Genomic DNA, 13,994 nt, shown 5'->3' with positions numbered 1-13,994 from the left:
AAATTCTTTCCAGACGCAGACCATGCGGTCACGTCACATATCCAGTATTAGACGCCGTTTCCAGCGCTTATCCCAGAGTCAGGGGCAGGTTGCTCACGTGTTACTCACCCGTTCGCCACTGATCCACAGAGCAAGCTCTGCTTCACCGTTCGACTTGCATGTGTTAAGCACGCCGCCAGCGTTCATCCTGAGCCAGGATCAAACTCTCCGTAAAAAAGAAATGCATACCACCCGGGGAAAAACCGGGAAGCAGCGAGTTTGATGCTGACCAAAGAGACAAATTCATTGCTGACTTCATCCGTTGCCAACCCCACAAGGAGGTTGGTCTTTGATCCAAAGGAATCTCATCCAGCCGAAGCTGAATCGAGGTTATTTGGCATTTGACAAGTGCACGCTGTTGAGTTCTCAAGGATCGGATGCTCCCACGACCCAGTCATCACAACCAGGCCCGAAGGGCAACTTCTCTATCTTACTGTTCTCGTTCCTGTTGTCAAATCGCGTTTCAGCGACTTGCTCATCGAAATGAGGCAGTTCCTTCATCCAGAACACTCACAAGAGTTGATGTGGATTCGGGGGTGGTTCTCCGCTTGAGGGGGGTGAGGCTCTCGGCCTTTCCGCTTCCCTGTGGGGCGAACAGGTAATAACTTACGTGGATTCCGGGGGTCGGGCAAATCCAGCCCGTCCGCCGGGCGTGTCGCCCCGGTTTTCCGCGGAATCATGGTCACCAGGCGGTCCATGCCGCCCAGAGCCGCGCGTAGGGCCCCGGCGCCTCGACGAGGTCGGCGTGCGTTCCCGACTGCACGATCCGCCCGTCCTCCATCACCAGGACGCGGTCGGCGGTCACCGCCTGCGTGAGCCGATGGGCGATCACGATCCCCGTGCGCGCGCCGATCGCCCGCGCGGCCGCGTCGTCGAGGATCTCGGCGTCGGCCGAGCCCGCCTCCGCGGTCGCCTCATCGAGGATCACGACGGAGGCATCCGACAACGCCACCCTCACCAACGCCAGGTGCTGCGCCTGCCCCGGTGTGAGCGGATGGCCCGACTCGCCCACCGCGGTGTCGAGCCCTTCGGGCAGCCGGTGGATCCAGTGCGCACCCAGCGCGTCGATGACCTCGAGCATCCTCTCCTCGTCGACCTGCGCGAACAACCCCAGGTCGTCGCGGACCGTGCCCGCGAACACGTGAGGTTCCTGGCTCAGCATGATCACGGCGTCCTGCAGGTCATGCGGGTGCCAGTCCCCGATAGTTCGGCCGTCATGACGAACGTCGCCCCCGCCGGCCGGGAGGGCTCCGGCGAGCACGCGGGCGAGCGTCGTCTTGCCCGCACCGCTCGCGCCGACCACGGCGATCTTCTCGCCCGCCGATGCGCGCAGCGAGACACCGGCGAGGTCGTCGCGCTCGGGACGGTGCCCGAACCACAGCCCGTCGACCTCGATCGCGCCGCGACGTGCCGGCGCGCTCTCCGTACGCGGCGCAGGAGAGGGGAGCCCGATCACACCGAACAGACGCGCAAGGCTGGCCCCGGCATCCTGCAGGTCGTCGATCCGGTAGAGCAGGCTGCCCATCGGCCCGAACAGCCCCAGGAAGTAGAGCGCGGCGGCGGTCGCGGCACCCAGCTCGACCAGACCGCCCGAGACGAGGAAGTACCCCGTCACCAGGACCGCCGCGAGTCCCACGAACTCCGCACCGTTGAGGAAGACGTTGAAGTCGTTGCGCACCCGCGTCGCGCGGACCTCGAGCCCGATCGCCTGCTCACTGGCCTCGGCGATACCGGCGAGGTGCTTCTCCTCGGTACGCAGCGCCACGACCGTATCGACCCCGCGCACCGCCTCGATCGTGCGCTGCCCGCGCTCGGCCACGACCGTGCGATGCTCGCGGTAGACCGGAGCGGACCGGCGCAGGAACCACCGCAGCGAGAAGAACTGCACCGGAGCGGCGCACAGGGCCGCGAGCGCGAAGCGCCAATCGAGCGCCCCCATCCCGACCAGGCTCAGCACGATGCCGAACACCGCGGTGAGGAAGGCGGGCAGCGCCTCTTCGACCACCTCGCCCACCGCTCGCACATCACCCGAGAGCCGCGCCACCAGGTCGCCGGTTCCCGCGGACTCGATCCGCGACGTCGGCTGCGCGAGAGCCGTGCGGAACGCCGCCTCGCGCACCTCCCGGATCGTGCCCTGCCCGAGTCGGGCCAGCAGCACGCGCCCGACCCAGGTGAGCACGGCCGCCGACACCACGGATGCCGTGAGCACCAGTCCGAACGGCAGCAGCCCTGCGCCGCCCGCCACGATGTCGTCGACCATGAGCCCGATCACCCACGGGGCGACGAGCGCCGCCCCGACACCGGCGAACAGGGTCACGAGCGCGAGGATGACGAGTCCCCGGCGATGCCCGAGGGCGGTGAGGAGACCGCGCGCGGTGTCGCGGCGGCTCGCGATCGGCAGCTTCTCGCCGTTCATGCGTCGTCCCTCGGATCGTGATCGCCGCTCGGGTCGTGATCGTCCCTCAGGTCGTGCACGTGCGCGCACGCCGCGAGCAGCGAGGCGCGGTCGGTGAGCAGGAGGATCGTGCGCCCGTCGCCCGCGAGCCCCGCGGCGACCTGCGCCTCGGTGACGGGGTCGATCGCAGTGGTCGGCTCGTGCAGCACCAGCAGCGGTTGCGGCTGATGCAGCGCGCGGGCGAGCAGGAGGCGCTGGCGCTGCCCGCCCGAAAGTCGCAGCCCCCTCTCTCCCACGCGCTCGTCGAGCCCGTCGGGAAGTCGGCGCACCACCTCATCGAACGCGGATGCCTCGAGGTGCGCGGCATCGATCGGATCGGCGATGTTCTCGGCGGCCGTACCGCTGAACACCGCGGCGTCGTGCGGCGGTGCGAACACCCGCGAGCGCAGACCGTCGGCATCGAGGTGCGCGGCATCCGTTCCGCTCAGCACCAGCTCACCCGCCTCGGCCTCGCGCTGCCCTCCGAACAGACGCGCGAGATCGGCGATCCGCGCGGGGTCGGCCCGGAGGCCGGTGACCTCGCCCGCGCGGATCTCGATCGACCGACCGTCGACGTCGAGGCGCGCGACCACCCCGCCTGCGGCCACTCCGCCTGCGGTCGCGGCGAGGGCATCCGTCCCCGGCATCCGCGCGACGGCATCCGCTCCCGCCTCGGTGGCACCCGTTCCCGCCTCGGCATGATCCGCGCCGGCCTCGGCGGTGAACTCGGCGATGCGCGTCGCCGACCCGTGCTTGCTCGCGATCTGCGCCGGCAGGTAGCCCAGCGACTGCAACGGCCCGCGAATCGTCTGCGCGAGTCCCATCGCCGTGACGAATCCGCCGATCGTGATCGCGCCCTCCAGCGCCAGCCAGCCTCCGAGCATCGCGATGCCGGTGAAGGCGAGGCCGCTCACCAGCAGGTTCAGCGCCGTGAGGCCGGCCGCCGCCTTCTCGGCGCGATAGGCGGCCTCGGCCGCGATCGTGCTCTCGGCGACGTAGCGCTCCGCCGCCCGGGGCGCCCCACCCAGGGCTCCGAGCACGCGCAGGCCGGTCGCGAAATCGGTGCTCACCGCGTCGAGCCGCGCGGCCTGCTTCTGAGCCGCGTACCCGCGCCGCCGCAGCGGACCGCTCAAGAGGTGCACGACGAACGCCTGCACCAGCGTGCCGATCACGACGGCGATCGCGAGCGGCCACGCGATCACGAGCAGCGTGATGCACGCGACGAGCACAGCCGTCGCCGCGGCCGCCTGCTCGGCGATCACCCAGAAGAATCCGGCGGTCTGCCCGGCATCCGACGAGGAGATCGTCAGCACCTCGCCCGCCGGGCGCCGCACCCGACGGCGCAGCGCGAGCCCGAGCACCCCCTGCCGCAGTGCGTGCTCGCCGCGCGCGTAGACCACGGTGCCCGAGCGATCTCCCAGCTGCCACGCGCAGATCAGCACCGCGAACACGGCGACGAGGAACGCCAGCGCCCATCCGAGCGCCACCGGATCGTGCGGCGCGATGGCCCGGTCGATCACGACGCCCACCGCCACCGGCACCATGACCTCGGCGAGCTGATGGCCGCAGAAGCCCGCGATCGACAGCACTGCGCGCAGCCGGCGCCCGCGCCCCCACACCCCCTCGCGGAACACCCTGCCGACGGTCGTCGGAGCAGGATTCGGCGCGAGGTTCGGCGCAGAATTCAGCGCGGTGTTCGGCGCAGGGCGGGGCATCGGGACTCCAGGAATCGGGGGCCCTCTTCACGCTAGCGAGGGCGGGTGTCGCCCAGCGGACAAGTGCTGTCGGCCACCGGACCGGTTCGCACGGCCGAGGATTCCCGCCTCTGTCGCGATGTCGAATCGGGCGTGCGCCGCCGCGCGGAGTACTGCCACACTGGTGCGCGGAGAGGGAGTCCCATGAGCGCGCAGGAGCACGAGGCAGAGTCGGCACGATCGGCACGTCCCGAGAAGGGGCGCCGTCCGTGGCGGCGGACGAAGATCGCCGTCGCCTGCGTCGTCGGGGTGGCCGCGGTCGTGGCGATCATCGGCTCGCTCACCCCGTGGCCGTCGGCGATGATCATCCGCGCGGTGTTCACGAAGGGCGGCGACGAGACCGCCGCCGAGATGGACCGGCACGTGCCCGACACGAAGCTCACCGAGCATCTCGACGTGGCGTACGGCGACCGGGGCGCGGACACGACCTTCGACGTCTTCTCTCCGGCATCCGCCACCGGCCCGTTGCCCACGGTCGTCTGGATCCACGGCGGTGCCTGGATCTCGGGCGCGAAGGAGAACGTCGACCCGTACCTGCGCATCCTCGCCGCCGAGGGGTACACCACGATCGGAGTCAACTACACGATCGGCCCGGAGGGCGTGTACCCGCTCGCGGTGAACCAACTCAACGAGGCACTCGCCTACATCGATGAGCACGCCGCCGAGTTGGGCGTCGATCCCGCGCAGATCGTGCTCGCCGGGGACTCCGCCGGTGCCCAGCTCGCCAGCCAGATGGCCACTCTCATCACGAGCCCCGACTACGCCGAGATCATGGACGTCACGCCGTCGATCGAGGCTTCGCAGTTGGTCGCGACCGTGCTCAACTGCGGCGTCTACGACCTGTCGGCGCTCGCGCAGCTCGACGGCATCGCCGGCTGGGGTTTCAAATCGGCGATGTGGGCGTACTCCGGCACCAAGACCTGGGCCGAGGACTCGACGGGTGCGACGATGTCGACCGTGGACTGGGTGACCGCCGACTTCCCCGCGACGTACATCTCGGGCGGCAACGGCGATGGCCTCACCTGGCTGCAGTCGATCCCGATGGCGAAGCGCCTCGACGAGGTGGGGGTCGAGGTCACCACGCTCTTCTGGCCCGCACCGCACGAGCCGGCACTCCCCCACGAGTACCAGTTCCACCTCGACCTGCCGGATGCCCGGACCGCACTGCAGAAGACCATCGACTTCCTGGACGCGCATACGACCCGCTGAGGCTCAGGCAATCCGTCAGGGCATCTGTCAGGCCATCGTGTCGAGGATGCCGACGAGGTCTTCGAAGGTCGTGAGCGGGTTGAGGATCGCGAAGCGGGTGTTCGGGCGGCCCTGGTGCGAGCTCGGCACGACGAACGCGCGCTGCGAGTCGAGCAGGGCGGCCGACCAGCGGTCGTAGTCGGCGCGTTCCCAGCCGTCGCGCTCGAACACGACGACCGACAGCTGCGGATCGCGCACGAGCCGGAGCCCGGGGCGCGCCGCGATCTCGTCGGCGATGCGGCGGGTGAGCGCCATCGTCGCGCCGACCGCGTCACGGTAGGACGTGACGCCGTAGGTCGCGAGCGAGAACCAGAGCGGCAGGCCGCGGGGGCGACGGGTGAGCTGGATCGAGTAGTCCGACGGGCTGAAGTCGTCACCGTCGGTGAGCGTGTCGAGGTACTCGGCGTGCTGGGTGTGCGCGCGGCGCCCCGCCTCGGGTTCGCGGTAGATCAGGGCGCAGCAGTCGAACGGCGCGAACAGCCACTTGTGCGGATCGACGATCACCGAGTCCGCGCGCTCCACACCGGCGAAGATGTGCCGCGCCTCGGGCGACAGCATCGCGGTGAGACCGTATGCGCCGTCGATGTGCAGCCAGAACTCGAACTCGTCCTTCAGCGCCGCGATGCCGGCGATGTCGTCGACGATGCCGAAGTTCGTCGATCCCCCGGTCGCGACGACCGCGCAGATCTCGTCACCGTGCTCGGCGAGGGCGTCGCGCACGGCATCCGCGCGGAGGACGCCGTCGTCGCCCGCCGGAACGAGCAGCACGTCGGCGTCCATCACCCGCGCGGCCGACTTGTTCGAGGAGTGCGCCTCGACGCTGCAGACGATCTTCCACCGTGCCGGGAGCTGCTTACCCGCGTCGAGGAGCCGCGCCTTGGCGGCCTCGCGTGCGGCGACCAGCGCCGACAGGTTGCCGATCGTGCCGCCCTGCACGAAGACCCCGCCGGCGGTGTCGGGAAGCCCGAACTCCTTCGCCAGGAACGAGAGCACCTCGTTCTCGGCGTGCACCGCGCCCGCACCCTCGAGCCAGCTGCCGCCGTAGAGGCCGGACGCCGACACCACGAGGTCGAACGCGATCGCCGCCATGGTCGGCGCGGTGGGGATGAACGACAGATAGAGAGGATGGCTCGTCGTCAGGCACGCCGGCGCGAGGATGTGCTCGAACACGCTGAGCGCCCGGTTCGCCCCCAGTCCCGCATCGGTGATGGTCGCACCGACGAGGCGGTTGAGCTCGGCCTCGCTCTGCGGCTTGTCGAGCGGCACGTCGGCCGCCAGCATCCGCCGTCGGGAGTAGTCGAGCACCGCGTCGACGATGGCCGTCGACTCGGCCGAGGCAGCGTGCATGCGCACAGCATCCATGAGGGCGTTCCTTACTTCGCGGAGGAGGAGTCGGACGCCGAGGCGTCGCGCGGGTTCGAGGTGAGGGGATTCCGGGTGAGCGGATTCGGGGCGAGGAGGTCGGGTGCGTCGTCGCGCGGGTCGAGCACGACGGCCAGCGCGCGTCGGGCGAGCGCGGCGCGATCGTGCGGTGCCCATTTGACCAGCGAGTGCGCGTTCATGCCGTCGATCATCGCGAGCAGCAGCCAGGCGGCGGTCTCGGTGCGGGTCGCCGAGATCTCACCGGAGGCGACGGCGCGGGCGAGATGCGCCTCGAGGGCGCTCTGCCAGAGGTCCATCTCGGAGCGCACTCGCGCGGCGAGCGCCTCGTTGCGTGCGCCCAGCGCCCATGCCTGCACCCACACGAGGGTCACGTCGTCGCGCCGCCCGTCGAGCAGCGTCTCGGTCATGCGCAGCAGGTTGTCGCGCACGGTGGCTGCGGGGTCGAACGACGCCATCACCTCGTCGCGTTCGGCCGCCACGATCACGCCGAACACGTCGGCGAGGAACGCGTCCATCCCCGGTCGGTAGTGCGCGACGAGCGCCGGAGTGACGCCGACGCGTGCGGCGACGGCGCGCATGGTGAGAGCCTCCAGACCGCTCTCGCGGGCGAGACCGATGGCGCCCTCGAGGATCGAGCGGTCGCGCTCTTCGGGAGGGAGGCGCCGGGGGCCGGAGACTCTTGACGTCGTGTTCATCACGGGTTACCGTAGCACCTGTTGATCACATGATCAATAACCGCTCCACCGCGAGGAGACACCGATGGCCTGGCGCATGCCCGCAGAGACCGCACGCCACGATCGCACCTGGATGGCGTTCCCCGTCGAGGGGCAGACGCTCGGCGCGAGCGCGGCCGAGCGCGAGGAGGGCTACGCGACGTGGACGGCCGTGGCGCACGCGGTCGCCGAGTTCGAGCCGGTCACGATGCTCGTCGATCCGCGCGAGATCGCGCGGGCGCGCCGGATGCTGGGATCCGGCGTCGAGATCGTGGAGGCGCCGGTCGACGAATTCTGGATGCGCGACTCCGGGCCTACCTTCGTGGTCGACGACGACCGCCCCGAGGCGCTGGGTGCGGTCGACTGGATCTTCAACGGCTGGGGCGACCCGGACTGGGCCGACTGGGCGGCAGCCGCGCAACATGCCCGCATCATCGCGCGCTACGTCGACGCCGAGCTCGTCAGTTCGACCCTCGTGAACGAGGGCGGCGGCATCCACGTCGACGGTCAGGGCACCGTGCTGCTCACCGAGACCGTGCAGCTCGACCCGCGCCGCAATCCCTACGCCGACAAGCAGCGCGTCGAGGCCGAGATGCTGCGCACGATCGGGGCGACCAAGGCGGTCTGGCTGCCCCGCGGCCTCACCCGCGACTACGACGACTTCGGCACCAACGGGCACGTCGACATCGTCGCGACGATCGTCTCGCCCGGGCGCCTGCTGCTGCACGCGCAGAACGATCCCGCGCACCCCGACCACGCGGTGACGCGCGAGCTGCGGGCGCACCTCGCCGCGCAGACGGATGCCGCCGGCCGCAGCTTCGAGGTAATCGACCTCCCCGCGCCCTCCACGCTGCGCGACGACGAGGGCTTCGTCGACTGGAGCTACGTCAACCATCTGGTGACGAACGACGGCGTGGTCGCCTGCGGGTTCGGGGACGCACCCGCGGATGCCGCGGCGCGAGAGATCCTCGCCGAGGCGTATCCCGGCCGGCGCGTCGTGACGGTCGATGCGCGACCGCTGTTCGACCGCGGGGGCGGCATCCACTGCATCACCCAGCAGCAGCCCGCGCTCGGGCAGTCCTCGTTCGGGACGGCGACCGGCTCGACGACGGTGGCAACGGGATCACCCACGGGCGCGTTCGCATGATCGACGTCGTCGAGGCGTCGATCGCCGACCTGCGCCGCGCTCTCGATTCGGGCGCGGCGACGGCGGTCGATCTCGTCGACGCCTACCTCGCCCGCATCGACGCCTACGACGCCCCCGGCACGCCCACGGCGTTGAACGCGGTCGTCGTGCGCAACCCGGAGGCCCGTGCCGAAGCGGGGGCATCCGACGAGCGTCGGGCGCACGGCGAGACACTCGGTCCGCTCGACGGCATCCCCTACACGGCGAAGGACAGCTATCTCGTGCAGGGGCTCACCGCCGCCGCCGGCAGCCCGGCCTTCGCGCGGCTCGTCGCCCAGCGCGACGCGTTCACGATCGAGCGTCTGCGAGCCGGCGGAGCCATCTGCCTCGGACTCACCAACATGCCGCCGATGGCGAACGGCGGCATGCAGCGCGGGGTCTACGGACGCGCCGAGAGTCCCTACAACGCGGCGTGGCTCACCGCGCCCTTCGCGTCGGGGTCGTCGAACGGGTCGGGCACGGCGACCGCCGCGAGCTTCGCCGCGTTCGGCCTGGCCGAGGAGACCTGGTCGAGCGGTCGCGGGCCGGCGACGAACAACGCCCTCTGCGCATACACGCCCTCGCGCGGAGTGATCTCGGTGCGCGGCAACTGGCCCCTCGTGCCCACGATGGACGTCGTGGTGCCGCACGCCCGCACGATGGCCGATCTGCTCGAAGTGCTCGACGTCATCGTCGCCGACGACACCGAGACGCGCGGAGACCTCTGGCGCACGCAACCGTGGGTGCCGATCCCGGCCGCCTCCGCGGTGCGCCCCGACTCCTATCCGGCGCTGGCCGCCGCGAGTGACCCCTCCCGCACGAACGCCCTCGCCGGCACCCGGATAGGCATCCCCCGCATGTACATCGATGCCGATCCCGAGGCGGGCACGACCGAGGGCACCGGGGCGGGCACCGAGGCGGGCACCGCGGCGGGCACCGCGGCGAACCCCGCGGCGACCCGCGGAATCGGCGGACCGACCGGTCGGCGCATCGAGACCCGCGCATCCGTCCTCTCCCGCTGGGCCGCCGCGCGACGTGACCTCGAGGCGGCAGGGGCGACCGTGGTCGAGGTCGGCTTCCCCGCGGTGTCGAACTACGAGGGCGACCGCCCCGGCGCCCCGACGATCGCAACGCGCGGACTCGTCTCGCCCGCCTACCTGCACCGCGAGATCATCGATCTCTCGGCGTGGGCATGGGAGGACTTCCTGCGCGCGAACGGCGATCCCGCCCTCGACACGCTGGCCGGCATCGACGGATCCACGATCTTCCCGCACCCGCCGGGAGCACTGCCCGACCGCTACACCGGCTTCGACGACGACATCGCCGAGTACCCCGACTGGGTGCGGCAGCACCCCGATGCCGGGCTCAGCGACATGCCCGAGCTGCCCGAAGGGCTTCGCGGCCTCGAAGAGACCCGGCGCCGCGATCTCGAGCAGTGGATGGACAGCCTCGCCCTCGACGCCGTCGTGTTCCCCGCGGTCGCCGACATCGGCCCCGCCGACATGGACGTGAACCCGGCATCCGCCGACCTCGGCTGGCGCAACGGCACCTGGATCGCCAACGGCAACCTCGCCATCCGCCACCTCGGCATTCCGACCGTCACGGTGCCGATGGGGCTCCTCGACGACATCGACATGCCGATCGGGCTCACCTTCGCCGGCCGCGCCTACGACGACGCGCGCCTGCTGCGGCTCGCGGCGGCGTTCGAGGCATCCGGAGCACCCGGCGAGCGCCGCACGTCCCCGCCGCGCACGCCCGCGCTCTGAACGGCGAACCTCCGCGGGAGATGCGGGATTCCCTCACTCCCAGGTGTGCACCGGCTCACCGACCCGCGCGAGTTCGAGGTAGTCGCCGAGCATGCCGTGCAGAGCATCCGCCCGGGTCTGCCCCGCGCGCTCCCGGGCTGCGACGTTCCCGCGCTGCCAGGTCGCACCGTTGCGGCCGGTCACACAGCGCTGCTCGATGATGCCGAGGTACCGATCGCGCGCGGCCGGGTCGACGCCGTACGCGTCGAGCCCCTCGGCGGCCATCGGCAGCAAACGCCGCAGCACGAGTTCGCGCGCGCCGACCCAGCCCACCTCGGGCCAGTACAGGCGCGCCTCGATCCCATCGCGCGCACCCGCGTGCAGGTTCTCGGCCGCGGCGTCGAAGCTCATCTGCGTCCACAGCGGACGATCCGCCTCGGCGATCGTGCGGACGAGACCGTAGTAGAAGGCGGTATCGGCGAGCACGTCCACGACCGTGGGCCCGGCGGGCAGCACGCGATTCTCGACGCGCAGATGCGCCGAGCCGTCGACCGTGTCGTAGATGGGCCGATTCCAGCGGTACACCGTGCCGTTGTGCATGCGCAGCTCGGCGAGAGACGGGGCGCGACCGGCGGCGAGTTCCGCGAAGGGGTCCTCGTCGGTGACGGCGGGAAGCAGGGCCGGGAAGTACCGCGAGTTCTCCTCGAAGAGGTCGAAGATCGAGGTGACCCAGCGCTCCCCGAACCACACGCGCGGGCGCACACCCTGATTCTTCAACTCCTGCGAGCGGGTGTCGGTGGCCTGCTCGAACATCGGGATGCGGGTCTCGTGCCACAGGGCGCGTCCCGCGAAGAACGGGGAGTTGGCGGCGAGCGCGACCTGCACGCCGGCGATGGCCTGCGCCGCGTTCCAGTACGGCGCGAAGGAGTCCGGTTCGACTTGCAGGTGCAGCTGCACCGAGGTGCAGGCGGCCTCGGGGAGGATCGTGTCGGTCACGATGTCGAGGTTCTCGCGGGTCCTTCCCGGCAGCGGTACGCCCTCCAGCTTCAGCTCGATGTCCTCCCCGCGCGCGGCGAGCACCTGCTGGCCGAGCAGGCTGTAGCGCGGGTCGTCCGAGATCCAGCGCTCGGTGAAATGGCGCTCGTCGAGGGTCGGCAGCATCCCGATCATCGCGATCGCATTGCCGGTCGCCGTCTGCACCCGGGCATCCGCCTCGTCGATGGCGTTGCGCAGTGACGTCTCGAGATCGCGCGTGCGGCCACCGCCGATCGGGCGCGGCGCGACATTGACCTCGATGTTGAACCGGCCGAGTTCGGTCTGGAACGCCGGGCTGGCGATCGCTTCGAGAGCCGCCTCGTTGGCCATGGCCGGGTCGCCGGAGGGATCGACCAGGTTGAGTTCGATCTCGAGACCGAGCTGCGGCTGCGCGTCGTCGAAGCGCCCGTCGGCGAGCATCTCGGCGAGCGCATCGAGGCACTGTTCGGTCTTGGCGCGGAATCTCGTGCGGTCCTGGCGCGTGAAACTGCGCGCGTCGATGCGGTCACCCATCCCTCGACGGTAGCCGCCACAGGAGAAACACCCCGCCCCCTTGACATTTCATCATTGTGACGAACGGCACAGTTGTTATATGTTTGCCGCATGAGCGTCGAGAGCCCGAATCCCGAGAGCACCCCCGCCACGCAGAGCACCCCCGCCGAGAACGCCACCGCCGAGAACACGCGCGCGCTCGAGGGCGGGATCGTGACCGATCTCGAGGGCAAGATGACCTACGGGTCGTACCTCGCACTCGACCAGCTGCTCACGGCGCAGCGCCCGGTGAGCAGCCCCGAGCACCACGACGAGATGCTGTTCATCATCCAGCACCAGACCACCGAACTGTGGCTCAAGCAACTGCTGCACGAGCTCTCGTCGGCGCGGGAGCTGCTCGCCCGCGATGACCTGCGCGAAGCCCTCAAGCGGATCGCCCGCGTCAAGCGCATCCAGGACGTGATGACCCAGCAGTGGGCGGTGCTCGCCACCCTCACCCCCACCGAGTACGCGCAGTTCCGCGGAGCACTGGGCAACTCCTCGGGCTTCCAGTCGGTGCAGTACCGTGCCGTGGAGTTCGCCCTGGGCAACAAGAACGAGAAGATGCTCGGCGTCTTCCGCGATCACCCCGCGAATCTCGCGCTGCTCACCGCCGAGTGGGAGAAGCCGACCCTGTACGACGAGTTCCTGCGCTTCGCCGCCCGTCGCGGGCTGCCGATCCCGGCCGAGATCCTCGACCGCGACGTGCGGGAGCCCTACCGGATGACCGCCGAGCTCGTGCCGGCGATCCGCGAGATCTACCAGGACCCGAGCCGCTATTGGGATCTCTACGAGGCGTGCGAGGACCTCGTCGATCTCGAGGACAACTTCCAGTTCTGGCGCTTCCGTCACCTCAAGACCGTGGCCCGCACGATCGGCATGAAGGTGGGCACGGGCGGCTCCAGCGGCGTCGGATTCCTGCAGCGCGCGCTCGATCTGACGTTCTTCCCCGAGCTCTACGCCGTGCGCACCGAGATCGGCAGCTGATGATCGCCGCGACCTTCTTCGACGGCGAGGAATGGCGCGAGGGCGTGATCGACACGTCCGGCGATCGGATGCTCGTGCGCGATGCGACCCCGGCCGATCACCTCCCCCGCCTCGACGGCGTCGTGACCGGCGGGTTCACCGACCACCACGTGCACCTGCAGCTCGTCGATACCTCGGGCCTCGCCGCCTCGACGCTCGGTCGGGTCCTCGACCTCGGGGCGAACGTCACGGAGATCGCACGGCTCGGTGCGACGCTCTCCCCCGTACGGCTCGAGTACGCCGGCGCGTTCCTCACCGCTCCGGGCGGCTACCCCTCCGACCGCGCGTGGGCGCCCGCCGGTTCGGTGCGCGAGATCAACGACGCGGTGCAGGCCGCCGAGGCGGTGGCCGAGATGGCGGATGCCGGGGCGCGGTGCATCAAAGTAGCCAGCAACACCACTGCGGGGCCGGTGTTCGGCGACGAACTCATCCGCACGATCGTCGACCTCGCCGCCGCCCACGGCCTCACCGTGACCGCCCATGCGGAGGGACCGGGCGAGGCGCAGCGCATCGCCCGACTCGGCGTCGCGCGCCTCGCGCACGCACCCTTCACCGAGACGCTCGACGACGACGAGATCGCCGCGCAGGCGGCATCCGTCGCGTGGATCTCGACGCTCGCGGTGCACGACGACGCGACCCGCGCGGTCGCGGTCGAGAACGTGCGGCGCTTCCACGCCGCCGGAGGCAGGGTGCTCTACGGCACCGACATGGGTAACGGGCCGACACCCGTCGGCGCGAACCCCGTCGAGATCGCCGCGCTCCGCGACGCCGGTCTCGACGCCGCCGCCCTGCTGCGGGCCCTCGCTCCACTCGACCCGCGCGATCCCGGCGCGCGACCGCTCGTCATCCCCGGCGCGCCCGGCACCTCCCCCGACCCGCTCCGCGCCCGCCCCCTCCGCCCCGAAGACCTGAAGGTGTGAC

10 protein-coding genes and 1 rRNA gene are annotated in these 13,994 nt (G+C 70.5%); 5 read left to right on the top strand and 6 right to left on the bottom strand.

Going from position 1 to position 13,994, the window contains the following annotated elements; genetic code table 11:
* From ACIQTT_RS13870 to ACIQTT_RS13860, 3 genes are all read right to left on the bottom strand, one after another.
* A 16S ribosomal RNA gene (locus ACIQTT_RS13870) occupies positions 1-214 on the bottom strand; the annotation flags it as partial.
* A gap of 507 nt (positions 215-721) precedes the next feature.
* Positions 722-2,455, bottom strand: a complete 1,734-nt coding sequence (locus ACIQTT_RS13865; RefSeq protein WP_402791036.1) for an ABC transporter ATP-binding protein — start codon at positions 2,453-2,455, stop codon at positions 722-724.
* Positions 2,452-4,188 carry an ABC transporter transmembrane domain-containing protein gene (locus ACIQTT_RS13860; protein WP_402791033.1) on the bottom strand — a complete coding sequence of 579 codons (1,737 nt, stop codon included), beginning with the start codon at positions 4,186-4,188 and terminating at the stop codon, positions 2,452-2,454. The genes ACIQTT_RS13865 and ACIQTT_RS13860 overlap by 4 nt, the downstream gene beginning before the upstream one ends.
* Before the next feature lie 183 nt (positions 4,189-4,371).
* Between ACIQTT_RS13860 and ACIQTT_RS13855 the strand changes: the two genes are divergently transcribed.
* Complete coding sequence (locus ACIQTT_RS13855) at positions 4,372-5,436, top strand: alpha/beta hydrolase (RefSeq protein WP_402791030.1); 1,065 nt, start codon at positions 4,372-4,374, stop codon at positions 5,434-5,436.
* 27 nt (positions 5,437-5,463) lie between these two features.
* On the opposite strand, the gene ACIQTT_RS13850 is transcribed toward ACIQTT_RS13855, so the two are convergent.
* Together ACIQTT_RS13850 and ACIQTT_RS13845 are read right to left on the bottom strand one after the other, a co-directional pair.
* Positions 5,464-6,837: a pyridoxal phosphate-dependent decarboxylase family protein gene (locus ACIQTT_RS13850; protein ID WP_402791027.1), complete on the bottom strand. Its 1,374-nt coding sequence runs from the start codon at positions 6,835-6,837 to the stop codon at positions 5,464-5,466.
* An 11-nt stretch (positions 6,838-6,848) separates the two neighbouring features.
* On the bottom strand, positions 6,849-7,553 hold the full coding sequence (locus ACIQTT_RS13845) for a TetR/AcrR family transcriptional regulator (protein ID WP_402791024.1): 705 nt from the start codon (positions 7,551-7,553) through the stop codon (positions 6,849-6,851).
* Between the two features lie 64 nt (positions 7,554-7,617).
* Between ACIQTT_RS13845 and ACIQTT_RS13840 the strand changes: the two genes are divergently transcribed.
* Both ACIQTT_RS13840 and ACIQTT_RS13835 read left to right on the top strand, forming a co-directional pair.
* Positions 7,618-8,718, top strand: coding sequence for an agmatine/peptidylarginine deiminase (locus tag ACIQTT_RS13840; RefSeq protein ID WP_402791021.1), 1,101 nt, complete (start codon positions 7,618-7,620; stop codon positions 8,716-8,718).
* On the top strand, positions 8,715-10,502 hold the full coding sequence (locus ACIQTT_RS13835; protein WP_402791018.1) for an amidase: 1,788 nt from the start codon (positions 8,715-8,717) through the stop codon (positions 10,500-10,502). Before ACIQTT_RS13840 ends, ACIQTT_RS13835 begins: the two co-directional genes overlap by 4 nt.
* Before the next feature lie 33 nt (positions 10,503-10,535).
* Here the strand turns inward: ACIQTT_RS13835 and ACIQTT_RS13830 are convergent, their stop codons facing one another.
* Positions 10,536-12,029: a glutamate-cysteine ligase family protein gene (locus ACIQTT_RS13830; RefSeq protein WP_402791015.1), complete on the bottom strand. Its 1,494-nt coding sequence runs from the start codon at positions 12,027-12,029 to the stop codon at positions 10,536-10,538.
* A 213-nt stretch (positions 12,030-12,242) separates the two neighbouring features.
* Here ACIQTT_RS13830 and ACIQTT_RS13825 point away from each other — a divergent pair, with 213 nt between their 5' ends.
* Positions 12,243-13,034 carry a tryptophan 2,3-dioxygenase gene (locus tag ACIQTT_RS13825; RefSeq protein WP_402791198.1) on the top strand — a complete coding sequence of 264 codons (792 nt, stop codon included), beginning with the start codon at positions 12,243-12,245 and terminating at the stop codon, positions 13,032-13,034.
* Positions 13,034-13,993, top strand: coding sequence for an amidohydrolase family protein (locus ACIQTT_RS13820; RefSeq protein ID WP_402791012.1), 960 nt, complete (start codon positions 13,034-13,036; stop codon positions 13,991-13,993). Before ACIQTT_RS13825 ends, ACIQTT_RS13820 begins: the two co-directional genes overlap by 1 nt.
* Position 13,994 lies beyond the last annotated feature (1 nt).

Source organism: Microbacterium sp. NPDC090225, assembly GCF_044772365.1.
GTDB lineage: Bacteria > Actinomycetota > Actinomycetes > Actinomycetales > Microbacteriaceae > Microbacterium.
The sequence above is the reverse complement of the archived record's forward strand: the minus strand, read 5'-3'. Positions and strand labels throughout refer to the sequence as shown.